The following is a 16,427-nucleotide window of genomic DNA, read 5'->3' as shown; positions in this document are numbered from 1 at the left end:
CAACTTTAATACGCATTTTGGTTAAGAAGTACAGTTACGAAAGGTTGTACAGTTTAATCCATTCAAACGATAAAGTTAATGAATTAACGAAAAGATGCCTAATAAAAGCATGTTCCGTCACCCGTATTTACGGATAAAATTAGGGCAAATCGCCCAATTTTCTTTTCCAAAAGCATGCGGTTTGGATGGATTGATGCGATTTATTTCAAAAAGTGATTGATTGGAAAACCGGCAAATCCTATGCCATAAAAAAAGCGGTGCTACGATCCGGATCGTAGCACCGCCTGGCTGTGCGCTCTGGAATGAGCCGGCCTTATAAAAGTTTTTTTCGCAGCGAAACCCACGTTTGCACGAGCGACGGGGTAGCCACCTTGACACAGGTCGTGAAGGTATGTTGATTGGCAACCGTCGTTTTGCAAACCATCGGCTTGTATTGCTTCGCTTTGCGATGCGCCGAGAACAGGTTGTGCGGATGGCCCATCGCCGAAGCGTTCAGGCTGGCACCAAGCAACAGGAAAATGACTACCAACTTTTTCATACTCTTCACGGGCTTGCCCCTTGTTAAGTTCTTTACAAAGATATAGGTTTTATAGCGTACCTTGCAATACATAGTACCTTGTTTTTCTTAAAAACTGTGTGAACGGTACTACGGATTGATGAACGGTATTGACCTGCTTACGTTGAACGCTTCCTTTTGTAGGTTAAGACGTACTCATCCGTAAAAGGTAACGTAAAGGTAAGCGGTCTTTTCCCTATCTTTTTCGTAAAACTAGCTGAACCGCTTGAAACAGCAGATAAACCATCGGAAAGACGGGACGAAATTCAGCCGTCGTCTGATAAGTTGCTGATTTTACGGGATGAAATTACGGAATAACAATCCGTTTCACCGCCCCGTCGTCGTTCTGGGTGACGTTGACAAAGTAAACGCCCTTGGCTTTTTTGTCGATATCGATCTGCCCGGCATAGCTTCCCGAAAAGTCTTTGACGTCTTTCTTGGCGATCTCTTTGCCATCGGGGTTCGTTACCCGGATGTGGATGTCGCCCTTGGCCGGGGCGGTAAACCGAACATTCAGTTGGTTCGTTTCGGGGTTGTTCGGATACACCTGCAGGTTGCGGATCGTCGAGGCTTTCGCCCCTTCGTCGAGCGACCAGCTCCAGTTCCGGAACGAGTCTTCCATGCGCTGACTGAAGTTTTCCGGCCAGCTGAATTCCAGCCGTTTTAGCCGGTTAGCCAAGGAGTCCGAATCGAAATTAAACCGTTTCATTAACTCGCCGTCCCGGTAAAACCGGAATTCATTCGGACCCGTCGGGCGGTTGGGCCGCCGGGCTGTAATATCGTTGTTGCGCCGGCGAAGCCGTTCAGCCACCCGGTCCGGATTGCGGTTCTGGCGGTAATGGAAATTCAGGTTGGAATCGTTGCCGTCATCAATCACGATGGTGATCTGGCCCTTGTTATTGCCTCGTTTGGTCCGGATCGAATCCACCAGTCGGTTGACCAAGGCCTCCCGCTCGTCGTCTTTCATCCCCTTCAGTCGGTAGGTTCGTTCGGTTTCGCGCACGTCGCCGTTGGTGCGCTCGATAATTTTCACACTGACCCGGTTTTGGTCAGTATCCGTTTTCTTGTTGGATTGGGCTTGTGCCGTAGCCCACCAACCGCTCAGCAGCACAGCCGCCAGGGTCAGGCGGTAGCGGATTCCAAATGGGGTGATCATATTGATTCGTAATTGTTTAGTACGGTCCCAAAACACTGCAAACCTATGGCAAATCGAATTGTTTCGTTGTTAAAGTTTGTTAAAAGGATAAGAGTTCCTGAGCCGTGAGGCCGTGGGTTTTGTAATTTTAGGTGGGCTAACAAATCAATAGATGGTGGTTTGCATCCAAATGTTGCACCGAGAGGAATAAAAAATGACAAAACAACGCATACGCTGGATTGCCGTGTTGATGACCGTGGGGTTACTGGGTCTGATTGCGCTCCAGCTCTACTGGATCGACAATGCGCTGTCGTTGCAGAAAGAACAGTTCGATTCACGCGTTACCGATGGGTTGCAGGAGGTGGTCCGGACGCTGGAGCGGCAGGAGATTCTGCACCTGGCCCGGCAACGCATGAATCAGCAACAGCAGAAAGAACAATTAATGGCCATTTCGCGCCCGGCAGCTACTAAATCGGCAGAAAAAAACACGTCCAGAAAACCGGTCGGCGTTTCAGAAACCGCTCTGGCGCGGCAGGAGAAAAAAACAAAACCGCTGGTTGCCGAACCGGACAATGCCAACGGCCCGGTTCCGGTCGGTATCTGGCAGCAGACCCAGGTTTCGCCCTCTGACGCGTTTCATTCGGATGTTCAGAAGCTGTCGGAAGTTCAACAGAAGCATTTTGAAGACCTGATCCGGCAGCAGGATGCGCTGGGGCCGGAAGAATTGCTGGACCTGCAGTTTCAACAGCAACGGCAGTTTAACCGGCTGGTTGATCAGGTATTTGAGCGCCAGTTGCGGTTGCTGTATGGCCCGCCGGAAATTGATAGTGCAGCGCTTCTTAAAAAGCCGGCTGGCAGTAAAACCCGCCTGCCGCGTCGATTCCGCCCGAAGCGGAGTATTTCGCCCCCGGGGGCCGTTTCAGCGGTTGCGGCCAAAGCCGGTATGAACAAAGTGGAGCAGCAGTCGGAAATGGTCAAAGGCGTGGTGCGGGATTTGCTCTTTGCCAATCGCCCGATTGACAGCCGGGTAAACCGCCCCCTGCTGGATTCGTTGCTGAAGAATGCCATGGCCGAACGGGGCATCAGTATTCCGTTTGAATACGGCGTTCGGACCAACGTGGGCGCGGGGGCGGCCAAACCGCAAATCCTGTTCGCGTCCCACTCAGCCAGTCAGTTATCGGATAAAAAGAAGGTCTACAAAGCCGTGCTGTTTCCGAACAATTTTCTGGAAAAAGGCAATTATGTCTACGTTTACTTCCCGGATCAGCAGCAGTTTATCTGGCGGAAAATGAGCGCGATTCTGGCGAGTTCGGCCCTGTTGGTGCTGGTGATCATGGCTTGTTTTTACGTGGCTATCAATACGATTATGCGGCAGAAAAAACTGGCTGACATCAAGAACGATTTTATCAACAACATGACGCACGAGTTCAAAACGCCGATTTCGACCATTTCGCTGGCGGTGGAAATGGCGCAGGAACAACTCAGTCACGGACTGGAACCCGCCGAAGAACCGGCGACGCGCCTGACTCGTTACATGGGCATCATCCGGGACGAAACCCGGCGGCTGGGAACACACGTGGAAAAAGTGCTGCAAATGGCGCTGCTCGACCGGGCCACGGCGGGAAAAGGAACGGTGAAGCTTAAGCTGTCGCCGGTCAATATTCACGATGTTATTGGGAATGTGTTGAATACAATCGGGTTACAGATTGAACAAAAACAGGGCGAGGTTCAGCTGGATTTCGAAGCTGCCGACGAAATCGTGGAAGCCGACGATGTTCACCTGAGTAACATTCTGTACAATCTGCTTGACAACGCCATCAAATATTCGCCCGAAAAACCGCAAATTGCCATCCGGACGCGGAATGTAGAAAACGGCGTCAGTATCACGGTGGCCGATCACGGCATTGGGATGACGAAAGACCAGCTTAGCCGGATTTTCGAGAAATTTTACCGCGTTCCGACGGGTAATTTGCACGATGTCAAAGGCTTCGGTCTTGGATTGAGTTACGTAAAGAAAATGGTGGAAGAACACCACGGTTCCGTTCAGGTCACCAGCCAGTTGGGAAAAGGAAGTTCATTCGAAGTCGTTTTACCATACCATCAATCATAACTCCTCTGATCAACCCTGATGTTCCCTGATTAACTCTGTGTAATAATTATATATCAGGGTTGATCAGGGAACATCAGGGTTGATCAGGGAATACGTACTATGCCTAAGCTTTTACTGGTTGAAGATGACCCGAATCTGGGTCTGTTGTTGCAGGAATACCTGAACTCGAAAGGATACACGACCGATTTAGCCACCGACGGGAATCAGGGCTGGCAGCGGTTTGTCGATTACACCTACGACCTGTGCCTGTTCGATGTGATGCTGCCCAAAAAAGACGGTTTTTCACTGGCGAAGGAAGTGCGGATGTCGGGCCGCGATGTCCCGATCATCTTCCTGACCGCCAAGTCGATGAAAGAAGACACCATTCAGGGGTTCCGGATCGGTGCCGACGATTACATGACCAAACCGTTCAGCATGGAAGAACTGCTGCTCCGGATTCAGGCGATTCTCCGGCGGTATCAGAAAACCGATGAGGTCCAGCAACCCGCTTCCTATCAGATTGGTTCGTTCTCCTTCGATTTTGCCCACCAACTCCTCTCCCGCAACGGCACCGAGGTCAAACTGACCAGTAAGGAGGCCGCGTTGCTTAAATTGTTCGCCCAGAATAAAAACCAGCCGCTGAGCCGCAGCTTTGCCCTGAAACTGATCTGGGGCGACGATTCGTACTTTAATGCCCGCAGCATGGACGTTTACATCACCAAACTCCGCAAGTATCTGAAAGACGACGAGTCGGTTCAGATCGTTAACCTGCACGGCGAAGGATTTAAACTCATGGCGTAACTTTTCTGTGTGTTATCTTTGTTACCCTACTAAAGGATAGTGGTATGCTAAGAAGACCTCGCAGAAATAGAAAATCGCCCGTTATTCGGGATTTAGTCCAGGAAAATTCGCTTTCGCTCAACGACCTGATTTATCCGATGTTCGTGATGGAAGGCGAAGGGGTTCGTTCGGAAATTGCCTCGATGCCGGGTGTGGCCCGGTATTCGCTCGATTTGTTGCTCGAAGAAATGCAGGAATGTGTCGATCTGGGGTTGCGGACCTTTGCCCTGTTTCCCAATCTGCCCGAAAGCAAAAAAGACAAATACGCGACAGAAAGCCATAATCCGGAAGGCTTGTACCTGCAAGCCGTGCAAGCCATTAAAAACCGGTTTCCGGACATCGCCCTGATGACCGACGTGGCGATGGACCCCTACAGTTCCGACGGTCACGATGGCATTGTGGAAGAAAAACCGGGTGGCGTCGAAATCGTGAACGACGAGACGCTGGTGGTGTTAGGGAAAATGGCGGTAGCGCAGGCCCGGGCCGGAGCCGATATTATTGGTCCGTCGGATATGATGGACGGCCGCATCGGGTACATCCGGGAAGCGCTTGACAAAGACGGCTTTACCAACGTTTCCATCATGGCCTATACGGCTAAATACGCCGGAGCTTTTTACGGCCCGTTCCGTGATGCGCTGGATTCGGCTCCACGGTTTGGCGATAAGAAAACCTACCAGATGAATCCGGCCAACAGCCGGGAAGCTCTGATCGAGGCCGAGCTGGACTATGCCGAAGGGGCTGACTTTCTGATGGTGAAACCGGCTTTGGCTTACCTGGATATCATCAAATTGTTGAATGACAATTTCGACCTGCCGATTGCGGCTTATAACGTGAGCGGGGAATACGCCATGATCAAGGCGGCTGCCGCCAACGGCTGGCTCGACGGCGAGCGGACCATGCTCGAAGTGCTGACGGCTATGAAACGGGCGGGAGCGAAAATCATCCTGACGTATTTTGCCAAAGAAGTGGCGCAACTCCGAAAACTGTAAGATTCTTCCAAAACCGGTAGCGGGACACAAAAGCTCCCGCTGCTTTTTTATCGCATGAGCCGTATTCTAATCCGTAACGCCCGGTTGGTGAACGAGGGCCGCATTCGGGAAACCGATGTTTTTTGCAAAGATGGTTTGATCGAACAAATCGGTTCCGGGCTGAGCCGGAACGCAGAAACCGTGATCGACGCCAAGGGATCGTATTTGTTGCCCGGGGTCATCGACGATCAGGTGCATTTCCGCGAACCCGGGTTGACGCACAAGGCGACGATCCACTCCGAAGCGCGGGCCGCCGTGGCCGGGGGTGTCACGAGTTTCATGGAAATGCCCAACACTGTTCCGAATGTGCTGACGCAGGAACTGCTGGCGCAGAAGTACGACATTGCCGCCCGGACCTCGCTGGCGAACTATTCCTTTTTCATGGGCGGTTCGAACGATAACCTGGACGAAGTGCTGAAAACCGACCCCGAAGCCGTCTGCGGTATCAAGATTTTTATGGGTTCTTCGACGGGCAATATGCTGGTCGACAATGTGAAGGTGCTGGAAGAGGTGTTCCGGCAAAGCCCGATGCTCATTGCGACCCACTGCGAGGATGAAGCCACGATTCGGGTCAATACGGTTCGGTATAAAGAGCAGTTTGGCGACGCGGCCACGGCGGCCATCCACCCACTCGTTCGGAACGAGGAAGCCTGTCTGAAATCCTCGTCGCTGGCGGTCGAACTGGCCCGAAAGTACAACACCCGGCTGCATATCCTGCACATCTCGACGGCCGATGAACTGGCTTTGTTTGACAATTCGGTGCCGTTGAAAGAAAAACGGATTACGGCCGAAGTCTGCGTGCACCACCTCTGGTTCGACGCCGACGATTACGCGCGGCTGGGGAACCTCATCAAATGCAACCCGGCCATCAAAGCCCCGCACCATAAACCGCAACTCTGGCAGGCCCTGCTCGACAACCGGCTGGACATTATTGCCACCGACCACGCGCCCCACACCTGGGACGAAAAGCAGCAACCCTACTGGCAGGCTCCTTCCGGTTTACCGCTGGTTCAGCACCCGCTGCTGCTCATGCTGGAAGCCGTTCAGCAAGGCAAACTGTCGCTGGAGAAAGTCGTTGAAAAAATGAGCCACGCGCCCGCCGATTGCTTTCAGATTGACCGGCGGGGATATGTCCGGGAAGGCTACTGGGCTGACCTGGTGCTGGTGGATCCGAACCAGCAAACCGCCGTCGGGAAAGAAAATATTCAGTACCAGTGCGGCTGGTCGCCCCTGGAAGGGACGGTTTTTAGCCATACCGTTACACATACGATCGTATCGGGGCACCTGGCCTACGCCAACGGGCGGTTTGACGAAACATCAACCGGGAAACGGTTACGGTTTATTCGATAATAATAAAAAAGGTCGGCTCAAAAGCCGACCTTTTTTGTCTCGGGCGTTGAACCGAGTCTAGGCAAGCTTTCGCCTGTAAAAACATCGGTTAAGAACGGAAAGATATAAATTACTAAATTTCTCGTAGCACCAGGATTTTAGTTGTTTCACCTCCTCAGGTATGAGAAGGCCAATGGCTTTTTTCAACTCCTTCTCAAACAATTTCTTGTCAAAGCTGACTTTTTGAAGGATCGTCTTGATGTACTCCAGCATTGTTGCCATACTACATACTACATTTTTTGGTTAGAGTTTTGAGGATCTACTCCACATTCAAAAAGATACCCGGCGGATTCGAAATGATCCGTCGGAATCTTCAAAATTGTAACGCATTCTGGTTATTTTTGTTGCTCAAATTTAAAGATGAAATTTCTAAAATTCCAATTTTTATTTGCATTATTTTTTCACGGCCTACTGAGCATGAATCTGTTAGCGCAGGCGCCGTCGATGGCTATAGAATTGGGTGAAACGGATATTTCGATTGAACGGCCCTTTTTCATCTCGGTCGTCATTAAAAACAGCGATTCCCGGCCCGTTGTCAATTTTCCGCCTATCCAGGGGTTTATCAAAAAAGGAACGACAACCAGCGTGACGCCCACCGAAGTGAATGGGAAAACCGTTGTTTCACAGGTAATTACGCAATCGTATACGGCTACTCGCCCGGGCCAGTATCGTTTGCCTCCTTTCAAGCTAGTGGTTGGCGAAACCACCATTGAGTCCGAAGAAGTCATCATCACCGTCCGGCCCGCAGCCATTTCTGCCGACTCGGTCGCGACCTTTGTGGCACCGCCCGGCCCCATCGACCGGAATGACGTTTTCCTGTCTGTCAGTACGTCAAAGACCACCGTTTATACGGGCGAAGGCTTTTCGCTAAAATTGTCTTTTTTTGTGGCCGAATCCTACCCGTTTGAGTTAACATTTTATGAACTTGATCAACAGCTTCAACAACTGCTGAAAATACTGCGTCCGCCCAATTGCTGGGAAGAAAACGAAGGCATTTCGGACTTGTCGCGGCACCCGGTTTTTTTCAACGGCAAGCGGTATGCCGAATACCGGATTTATCAGGCCACTTTTTTCCCGTTGAACAAAGAGCCGATCCAGATTCCGTCGGTTACCCTGAAGTTGCAGCAACTCCGTCCGGCGGTCAAACCGGGTGGGGAGCGGAAAAAAGAAATTGTGGGCTATACGACGCGCCCGTTATCCATTGCTGTAAGCCCCCTGCCGCCCCATCCGTTGCGCGACCGTGTGCCCGTCGGGCAGTTCCGGCTGATCGAAAATATCTTGCGGAAAAATCCGGCGGTGGGTCAGAGCGTACAGTATAATTTCCGAATCACGGGGGAAGGGAACCTGGCATCCGTACCCGCCCCGGTCGTGCCCGGTTCCACGCCCTTCGACATTTTTCCACCTGCCGAAAAGGAAGTGATCAACCGGACCGGCGGCCATGTATCGGGGTACAAGAATTTTACGTACGCCCTTGTGCCCCGGCAAAACGGTCATTTTCCCCTGTCGTCGTATTTTCAGTGGATTTATTTTGACCTGAAAAAGCAGCAGTATGATACCCTGCGCTCGGCCATTACTCTGCGCGTGGGCGGCACGGCTGTGCCCGAAGGCGATACGGTACGGGTCAGTTTGCCCGGTTCGATTTATACCGGAATCGAGCAAGTCGACAGTTCGGCCCAGCCGATTAATGTTCAGGAATTGCTCCGGCGGGGGGTAAATATCCTGCTGATCGTCATGATTCTGGGAATGATGTATTTATTTTGGAGAAAATAAAGAGAGCGTTTAAGGGTTGAAGTTTAACGGTCAAGGCCCATGTATTCCGATCACTGTTAAACCTTAGACCTTAAACCTTACACGTAAATAATGAGCAGTACATACGGAACGCTTTTTAAAATTGCCACTTTCGGCGAATCGCATGGCGCGGCCATTGGGGTCATCATCGACGGTTGTCCGGCGGGGCTGGAGGTTGATACCGCCTTTATTCAGGCGGAACTGGACCGGCGAAAACCGGGTCAGTCGCGCATCACGACGCAACGGCGCGAAAAAGACGAATTTCAGGTGTTGTCCGGAATTTTTGAAGGCAAAACCGAAGGCACACCCATCAGCCTCGTGATCTGGAACGAAGACCAGCGCAGCAAGGATTACTCGCACATTGCCCAGCAGTTCCGGCCCTCCCATGCCGATTATACCTACCAGCAGAAATACGGCGTCCGCGATTACCGGGGCGGGGGGCGCAGTTCGGCCCGCGAAACCGCTGCCCGGGTGGCGGCCGGGGCGCTGGCTAAATTGTTGTTGAAGCAGCAGGGCGTCAGCATTCAGGCCTACGTGTCGCAGGTGGGCAAACTGAAGCTGGAAACACCGTATCAGGAACTGACGATTGCGCAGGCGGAGGAAAATGCCGTGCGCTGTCCCGATCCGGTGCTGGCCCAGCAAATGTTCGAATACATCGACGAAACCCGCAAGCAAGGCGATTCGGTCGGGGGCGTGGTATCCTGCGTCGTCACGGGCGTTCCGGTGGGCTGGGGCGAACCGGTTTTTGATAAACTACACGCCGAACTCGGCAAAGCGATGCTGAGCATCAACGCCGTCAAAGGGTTTGAGTACGGTAGCGGTTTTGCCGGCGTTGAACGGCACGGTTCAGAACACAACGATCCGTTTTACGTCGACGAAGGAACCGGTCGGGTTCGAACGACGACCAACCATTCCGGCGGCATTCAGGGCGGTATTTCCAACGGCGAGGATATTTACTTCCGGGTGGCCTTCAAACCGGTGGCCACGATCATGCAGGATCAGGAGAGCGTGGATGCCAACGGCAACCCGGTGGTGGTGTCGGGCAAAGGGCGGCACGATCCCTGCGTGGTGCCGCGCGCCGTGCCGATCGTAGAAGCGATGGCGGCCCTGGTACTGGCCGATTTTTACCTGCGCAACAAAGTCGCGAAAGTGTAACCGGTTTTGGTAAACCTTCTGAAAAATAAGCGGCAGACGGTTTTTTGGACCCTTTGCCTGATCAATGTTATCCAGGTCGCCAATGCCCAGCCGCTCCGGCGTTATACGTTCGACCGGGGCTTGTTTGGTACGGAGTTCCGGCAGATTTTTTACGCGCCGGATGACAACACGGCCCAACGGATTCGCCGGGCGGTCGATGCCCGGATGGATTCGCTGAACGTTGTGATGAGCGATTACCTGGACGGGAGTGAGATCAACCGGTTATCGGCTACGGCGGGTTCGGGGCAATGGGTCAGGGTGTCGCCTTCGCTGTATGACGTTCTGTGGAAAGCGGTTTTAATGGCCCGAAAATCCGACGGTTTGTTTGACCCCACCATCGGGCCGTTGTCGCAGCTCTGGCGCCGGGCGGTTCGGCGGAAAATCTTCCCGACCCAGGCCGAACTGCGAAAAGCCCATCGACTGGTCGATTACCGCGCCATCGCGTTCGATTCGATCCAACAAAAAATTCGTCTGAAAAAACCGGGTATGCGGCTGGATGTGGGCGGCATCGGACAAGGCTACGCCAACGATGAGGCCATGAAGTTGCTGTGGCAACTGGGCGTTCCATCGGCCCTGCTCGACATCGGGGGCGATATTCGGGTGAGCGAACCGCCACCGGGAGAAGAAGGCTGGCGGATTCTGACCGGTTTTGGCGCGGATACGACTACCTTATCGCTGAAAAACGTGGGCATTACTGCCTCCGGGGCCACGCACCGCTACCTTGATCATGGCGGAAAACGGTATTCGCACCTGATGAATCCGCGCACGGGACTGGGCTTGCTGTATCACGTTCAGACCACGGTTCTGGCCCCAAATGGCACCCAGGCCGACGCCTTGACCAAAGTGTTCAGCGTCGCGGGAATCCGGAAAAGCAAGCGACTGATCCGGCGGTTTCCGGGCGTGACGGTCTGGGTTACGGAAAACCGGAGGGGAAAGACTGTCCGCTGGTCTTCCCACGAAAAAGCCCCGGACGGTTTTTAAAACCATACGGGGCTTGATAGCTAAAGCGTACAGGCCGTTATTTCGAGGTTGCCATCACCATTTTGATGTTGAGTTTGGCCCCGGTTTGCAGCACATCGACCAGATCCTGAACGGCCAGCGTTTTATCGACCCGCACGACAATGGTGGGTTCGGCCACGTCCTTCATGATCGTTTTCAGCTCCATTTCGAGATTTTCGGCGGCAATCGGATTTTTATCGATAAAATACCGCTTGTCGGCATCGACCGACAGCGTAACCTGTTTCTTGCTCAATTGCTGCGACGATGCCGCTTTGGGCAGCAACAGCTTGATGACGTTCGGGTTAGCCACCGTCGAAATAATCAGAAAGAACAACAGCAGAAAGAACATGATGTCGTTCAGGGAGGAAGTGGCTACCTCGGCGGCAAACTTATGTTTTCTTCGGAATTTCATTGTCGGAGAGTAAAGACAAGCGACAAGAGATAAAAGACCAAACCTTCGTTTGTCTTTATTCTCTTGTCTATTCTCTCTTGTCTGGTTTAAACTTATCTCACCCTTGCGGCTTCTGTTGGTTTTTGCAGGACTTCCATGAACTCGAACGAGTTGATTTCCAGCTTGAGCGTGAATTTCTCGATCAGCATGTTCAGTAGGTGGTAACCAGTGTAGGCGATTACCCCGACGATCAGACCGGCACCGGACGTAATCATTTTTTCGTAAAGCCCCCCGGCGATGATGCCGACACTGATGTTATCGGATAACGAAATGTCGTAGAAAATCCGGATAATCCCCGAAATTGTTCCGATAAAACCGAGCATCGGCGCAATACCGGCAATAATGCCCAGGTAACCCAGGTTCTTTTCCAGCCGCGATAGTTCGATTTGACCGACCGTTTCGAGCGTTCCTTCAATGTCCTTGATCGGCGAACCGATGCGCCCGATGGCTTTCTCGAAAATCCGGCCAATTGAGTTACGCTGATTCTTACAGAACGATTCGGCCGACTTGATGTTCCCCTGTAGCACCATGTCCTTCACGTTGTCGATAAAATTATCGTCGACCCGCGTATTGTTCCGAATGAACAGCCAGCGTTCGATGATCATATACAGGGCGAAAAAGAACAGGAGGGAGATCGGAATCATGACCCAGCCACCTTTGGCAACCAGATCGAGTAATTGCATACTTTGGGCCGGGGCTACTGCTGCCGTGGAATCGACGGCCGGACCACCAGCCGTTGGAACTTGTAATAGAATCATGTGCGCTGTGAATCAGATAATCGGTTTTTAAAATTGCAACAGAACCGGATGCGGAAGCCTTCGTTTTTCAACGCCGTCCGTGCCGGATTTATTGTAAGCAATGGGCGTTCAAATATAACGAAACAATAAGGAGAATGATCCGAAAAGTTACTGATTAGACTTTACCAGAATCTTTCCGTGCCGCCCCGGCTGTTCGCTGTGTTCAATGGCTTTTTTGATGTCGGAAAGCGGATAGGTGGCTTCGACCGGCAACTGAATTTTGCCGCCGACGAGCAGCGTCAGCACATTCCGGGCCACATTTTGCCGCGTCTGGCTATCGACCCGGCGCATCCAGTCGCTCAGCCAGAACCCCTTGACCGTCAGTTCCCGGAAAATCATCAAACCGACGTTGAACGACGGATTTTGCAGGCTTAGGACGCCGTAAAGCAGCATGGTGCCGCCCTTTGCCAGACATTTCAGCGCGTCGGAAGCTGTGTTGCCGCCCACGGCTTCCAGCACACAGGCAACGCCCTTGCCTTCCGTCAGGGCTTTGACGCGGGAGGTCAGTTTTTCTTTTTCCGTATTGACAATGGCCGTCACGCCCATCGCTTTCAGTTCGTCATCGAGTTCATTATGCCGCACCGTCCCGATGGTCTGGATGCCTTTCAGTTTGCATAACTGGATTACGATTTTGCTGAACGACGATCCGGCAGCCGTCAGCAGCACCCACTGGCCGGGCTGCAGGCCCGATTCTTCCAGCATGGCGTAGGCCGAAAACGGATTGACGAACAATTGCGCAGCCACTTCGTCGGACAACGAATCGGGTACCGGAATCAGGCTGCGCTGGTTGGCCAGCGTATAGTCCGACCAGGCACCGGTGGCGGTAAAACTCACCCGGATACCGGTCCGCATCGCGACGCCTTCGCCCACTTTATCGACAATTCCGACGCCTTCAAAACCGGCTCCGGACGGCAGTTCGGGCAGAATACCGTACAGATTCTGCACAAATAACAGATCCGAGGGGTTGATCGGGCTGGCAAGAACTTTAATCCGAACTTCGCCCGGTCCCGGTTCGGGTAGGGAGGTCTCGACGATTTGGAGAACATCGGTGGGGTTGCCGATGGCTGAAAAACGGACGGTTTGCATGGAAGAAGAAAGGCTATAAACCGTAAAATATCAAATTGTTCGGCAAAAGTACAAGGCAATCCATTCTTACGGACAGGAAAGTAGGTCAGAATGAACAAACTTTCTATTTTTGCCCCGTTTGACGACATACTTACCCTAATCCCTACAACCGCTAATTCCCCGAAGGACCTTTTCAGGTACCGAAATGGATTAGTTAAATCAACACGAACTGCATGAGTGAATTCTGGGCATACCTCCAACTGGGTTTTTCGCATATTACCGATCCGGGCGGCTACGACCACATTTTGTTTGTCATTGCGCTATGTGCCATTTATAATCTCAATCAGTGGAAACAGGTGCTGATTCTGATAACGGCTTTTACCATTGGCCATTCGCTGACGCTGGCGCTGGCCACCCTGCAACTCATCAACTACAGTACGGATGTGATCGAATTGTTGATTCCGGTCACAATTCTGATTACGGCGATCACGAATTTTTTCTTCAAAGTACCCAAAAGCCGGTTTAGCGATGAAGCCAAACAGTCGCCCGGCCGGTATGTGCTGGCGCTGGTATTCGGCCTGATTCACGGCATGGGGTTTTCCAATTACCTGCGGAGCCTGCTGGGGCAGCAGTCGAGCATCGTTAAGCCGCTGTTTGCTTTCAATCTAGGGCTGGAGTTCGGTCAGATTTTCATTGTCCTGGCGGTTTTGGCTGTTGCGTTTGTGTTGATCGAGCTGATGCGGGTCCGGCGCCACGACTGGAACCTGATCGTTTCGGGAATCGTCGCCGGGATGGCTCTCTCCCTGATTATCACTAACGAATACCTTGCCCAACTCTAACGGCCCACGGACCGCGCGGCTTTTAGTCCGTGCGATTCCGAATCCTTAATTTGTATGATGGTATAATCATGTTACACACCCGCGAGCGAAGCCTGGAGGTGTGTAAAGTAGAAGAATAAAAAGGATTAATAGAATCTTTAGTAGCTACAAACCGCTACAACCCAATGGGGTAGACATAGTTATGCGGTTTTTAGTAACTTCATAGCTGCGTTCATCACAAATTATATTCGGAACCTAACTATGAACTTGAGATTTCGTCTCTTGGTTGCGGGATTAACTGCACTCGTATTTGGCACCCAGGCGCAACCGCCATCCACGGCCAATTACAAAGCCAACGACCGTTTTGAACAGATGGGCTCAATGCTGCCCACGCCCAACACCTTCCGCACGGCTTCCGGCGCGCCGGGCCGGGATTTCTTCCAGAACCGGGCGGATTACGACATTAAAGTCGAACTGGACGATGCCAACCAGAAAATTATCGGCTCGGAAACCGTCACGTATTATAATAACTCCCCCGACGAACTGAAATACATCTGGCTGCAACTGGACCAGAATTTATTCCAGAAAGGATCCATCGGCGGCATCACCCGGACCGGCAGTGTGAACGAAAACGGAATGACAGCGGCTGGGTTGGGGGCCTTAACCGCCACGGGCGGCCGGGCGGGCCGGCCCAACGGTCCCGAGCGGGAATACGGCTACAACATCACGGCGGTGAAAGACAAAGCCGGTAAACCGCTGAAGTATACCATCAACCAGACGATGATGCGGATCGACCTGCCGGCGCCCCTGAAACCGGGTCAGAACTTCGTCTTCGGCGTCGACTGGAATTACCTCATTACGGAATATTACGGCCGCAGCGGGTACGAATATTTTCCCAAAGATGGAAACTACAACTACTTCATCGCCCACTGGTTTCCGCGCCTGGCGGCTTATGACGATGTGAGTGGCTGGCAGCACAAGCAGTTTCTGGGCCAGGGCGAGTTTACCCTCATTTTCGGTAACTACAAAGTCGCCATTACGGCCCCGAATGACCATATCATAGCAGCATCAGGCGAGTGTCAGAATTACAAACAGGTGCTGACGCCCACCCAGCAACAACGCCTGCAAAAAGCCGCTAATTCCAAAACCCCGGTGATCATCGTCACCCAGACCGAAGCCGAAGCGGCCGAAAAAGGCAAACCCACCGGCAAGAAAACCTGGATTTACAAAGCCGATAACGTGCGGGATTTCGCCTTTGCTTCTTCGCGCAAATTCATCTGGGATGCCATGCAAACCGATGTCTACGGCGACGGCAAGAAAATCTGGAGCATGTCCTTCTACCCCAAAGAAGGTAATCCGTTATGGGAGAAATATTCAACCCGGGCCGTTGAGCATACGCTGAAATCGTACGGAAACCGCACCTTCAAGTACCCGTATCCGGTGGCCATTTCCTGCCACGGTACGCCGGGCGGTGGGATGGAATACCCGATGATCAGCTTCAACGGCGGTCGGCCCGAACCCGATGGCACCTATTCCGAAGCGGTCAAAGCCGGTATGATCGGGGTGATTATTCACGAGGTGGGTCACAACTTCTTCCCGATGATCGTCAACTCCGACGAGCGGCAGTGGGCCTGGATGGACGAAGGATTGAACACCTTCTGTCAGTACCTGGCCGAGAAAGAATGGGATTACAATTTCCCGACCCGGCGTGGAGAGCCTAACCAGATTGTGGATTACATGAAATCTGATAAGTCGGTCTTGTCGCCGATCATGACCTCATCCGAGAACGTCATTAGCCTGGGGCCCAATGCGTACGCAAAACCGGCTACGGCGCTGAATATCCTGCGGGAAACGGTCATGGGCCGCGAACTGTTCGATTACGCCTTCAAGGAGTACGCCAACCGCTGGGCCTTCAAAAACCCCACCCCCGCCGACTTCTTCCGCACCATGGAAGATGCCTCTGGCGTCGATCTGGACTGGTTCTGGAAAGGCTGGTTCTACGGTGTGGAAGCCGTCGATCAGGATCTGGTCGAAGTGGACTGGTTTACGATCAACACCCAGAATCCCGAGGTGGAAAAAGAACTGGCCCGCGCCGAGGCCCAGGCCAGGGCCAACACCATCAGCAAGCTGCGCGATGCGGCCACCAAAGAGCAAACCGTGGTGGCTCAGGATTCGACCATGAAGGATTTCTACAACCGCTACGACCCGTTTGCGGTGACCGATGCCGACCGCCAGCGCTACCAGGCTTACCTGGCAACGTTGTCGGACGACGAGCGCA

Annotated in this window: 15 protein-coding genes; 9 read left to right on the top strand and 6 right to left on the bottom strand. The window is 52.7% G+C overall.

Features of this window, described 5'->3' with window-relative positions; all coding sequences use genetic code 11:
* Window positions 1–313: 313 nt before the first annotated feature.
* Together ACFPMF_RS26040 and ACFPMF_RS26035 are read right to left on the bottom strand one after the other, a co-directional pair.
* Window positions 314–538 (bottom strand): hypothetical protein, encoded by a 225-nt coding sequence (locus ACFPMF_RS26040; RefSeq protein WP_379850718.1) that lies wholly within the window; start codon window positions 536–538, stop codon window positions 314–316.
* A gap of 325 nt (window positions 539–863) precedes the next feature.
* A complete protein-coding gene (locus ACFPMF_RS26035; RefSeq protein WP_379850716.1) occupies window positions 864–1,712 on the bottom strand; it encodes a T9SS type A sorting domain-containing protein in 849 nt (282 codons plus the stop codon).
* 193 nt (window positions 1,713–1,905) lie between these two features.
* Between ACFPMF_RS26035 and ACFPMF_RS26030 the strand changes: the two genes are divergently transcribed.
* From ACFPMF_RS26030 to ACFPMF_RS26015, 4 genes are all read left to right on the top strand, one after another.
* Window positions 1,906–3,801, top strand: a complete 1,896-nt coding sequence (locus tag ACFPMF_RS26030; protein WP_379850714.1) for a sensor histidine kinase — start codon at window positions 1,906–1,908, stop codon at window positions 3,799–3,801.
* Window positions 3,802–3,900: 99 nt separating this feature from the next.
* A complete protein-coding gene (locus ACFPMF_RS26025; protein ID WP_379850712.1) occupies window positions 3,901–4,581 on the top strand; it encodes a response regulator transcription factor in 681 nt (226 codons plus the stop codon).
* A 44-nt stretch (window positions 4,582–4,625) separates the two neighbouring features.
* Window positions 4,626–5,609: a porphobilinogen synthase gene (gene hemB, locus ACFPMF_RS26020; RefSeq protein WP_379850710.1), complete on the top strand. Its 984-nt coding sequence runs from the start codon at window positions 4,626–4,628 to the stop codon at window positions 5,607–5,609.
* Window positions 5,610–5,663: 54 nt separating this feature from the next.
* On the top strand, window positions 5,664–6,998 hold the full coding sequence (locus ACFPMF_RS26015; protein WP_379850708.1) for a dihydroorotase: 1,335 nt from the start codon (window positions 5,664–5,666) through the stop codon (window positions 6,996–6,998).
* A 57-nt stretch (window positions 6,999–7,055) separates the two neighbouring features.
* Here ACFPMF_RS26015 and ACFPMF_RS26010 read toward each other — a convergent pair whose 3' ends face one another.
* Window positions 7,056–7,259 carry a hypothetical protein gene (locus tag ACFPMF_RS26010; protein WP_379850706.1) on the bottom strand — a complete coding sequence of 68 codons (204 nt, stop codon included), beginning with the start codon at window positions 7,257–7,259 and terminating at the stop codon, window positions 7,056–7,058.
* A 195-nt stretch (window positions 7,260–7,454) separates the two neighbouring features.
* On the opposite strand from ACFPMF_RS26010, the gene ACFPMF_RS26005 reads away from it, so the two are divergent.
* The 3 genes from ACFPMF_RS26005 (at window position 7,455) to ACFPMF_RS25995 (ending at window position 11,000) form a co-directional block, all read left to right on the top strand.
* Window positions 7,455–8,807 carry a BatD family protein gene (locus ACFPMF_RS26005; RefSeq protein ID WP_379850704.1) on the top strand — a complete coding sequence of 451 codons (1,353 nt, stop codon included), beginning with the start codon at window positions 7,455–7,457 and terminating at the stop codon, window positions 8,805–8,807.
* A gap of 90 nt (window positions 8,808–8,897) precedes the next feature.
* On the top strand, window positions 8,898–9,980 hold the full coding sequence (gene aroC, locus ACFPMF_RS26000) for a chorismate synthase (protein WP_379850702.1): 1,083 nt from the start codon (window positions 8,898–8,900) through the stop codon (window positions 9,978–9,980).
* Between the two features lie 6 nt (window positions 9,981–9,986).
* Window positions 9,987–11,000, top strand: a complete 1,014-nt coding sequence (locus tag ACFPMF_RS25995) for an FAD:protein FMN transferase (RefSeq protein ID WP_379850700.1) — start codon at window positions 9,987–9,989, stop codon at window positions 10,998–11,000.
* 37 nt (window positions 11,001–11,037) lie between these two features.
* Here the strand turns inward: ACFPMF_RS25995 and ACFPMF_RS25990 are convergent, their stop codons facing one another.
* From ACFPMF_RS25990 to ACFPMF_RS25980, 3 genes are all read right to left on the bottom strand, one after another.
* Window positions 11,038–11,430: an ExbD/TolR family protein gene (locus tag ACFPMF_RS25990; protein WP_379850698.1), complete on the bottom strand. Its 393-nt coding sequence runs from the start codon at window positions 11,428–11,430 to the stop codon at window positions 11,038–11,040.
* A 92-nt stretch (window positions 11,431–11,522) separates the two neighbouring features.
* Window positions 11,523–12,227: a MotA/TolQ/ExbB proton channel family protein gene (locus ACFPMF_RS25985; protein WP_379850696.1), complete on the bottom strand. Its 705-nt coding sequence runs from the start codon at window positions 12,225–12,227 to the stop codon at window positions 11,523–11,525.
* A gap of 147 nt (window positions 12,228–12,374) precedes the next feature.
* The gene (locus tag ACFPMF_RS25980; RefSeq protein ID WP_379850694.1) at window positions 12,375–13,352 is read right to left on the bottom strand and encodes a zinc-dependent alcohol dehydrogenase family protein; all 978 of its coding nucleotides are present in this window, start codon (window positions 13,350–13,352) and stop codon (window positions 12,375–12,377) included.
* Between the two features lie 212 nt (window positions 13,353–13,564).
* On the opposite strand from ACFPMF_RS25980, the gene ACFPMF_RS25975 reads away from it, so the two are divergent.
* Window positions 13,565–14,170 carry a HupE/UreJ family protein gene (locus ACFPMF_RS25975; RefSeq protein ID WP_379850692.1) on the top strand — a complete coding sequence of 202 codons (606 nt, stop codon included), beginning with the start codon at window positions 13,565–13,567 and terminating at the stop codon, window positions 14,168–14,170.
* Window positions 14,171–14,410: 240 nt separating this feature from the next.
* The coding region (locus ACFPMF_RS25970; protein WP_379850690.1) for a M1 family metallopeptidase at window positions 14,411–16,427 on the top strand (2,017 nt) is incomplete at its 3' end.

Origin of the sequence: Larkinella bovis (assembly GCF_042655385.1) — a bacterium.
In the GTDB taxonomy this organism is placed as follows: Bacteria; Bacteroidota; Bacteroidia; order Cytophagales; family Spirosomataceae; genus Larkinella; species Larkinella bovis.
This window is presented reverse-complemented; position numbering and strand designations above follow the sequence as displayed.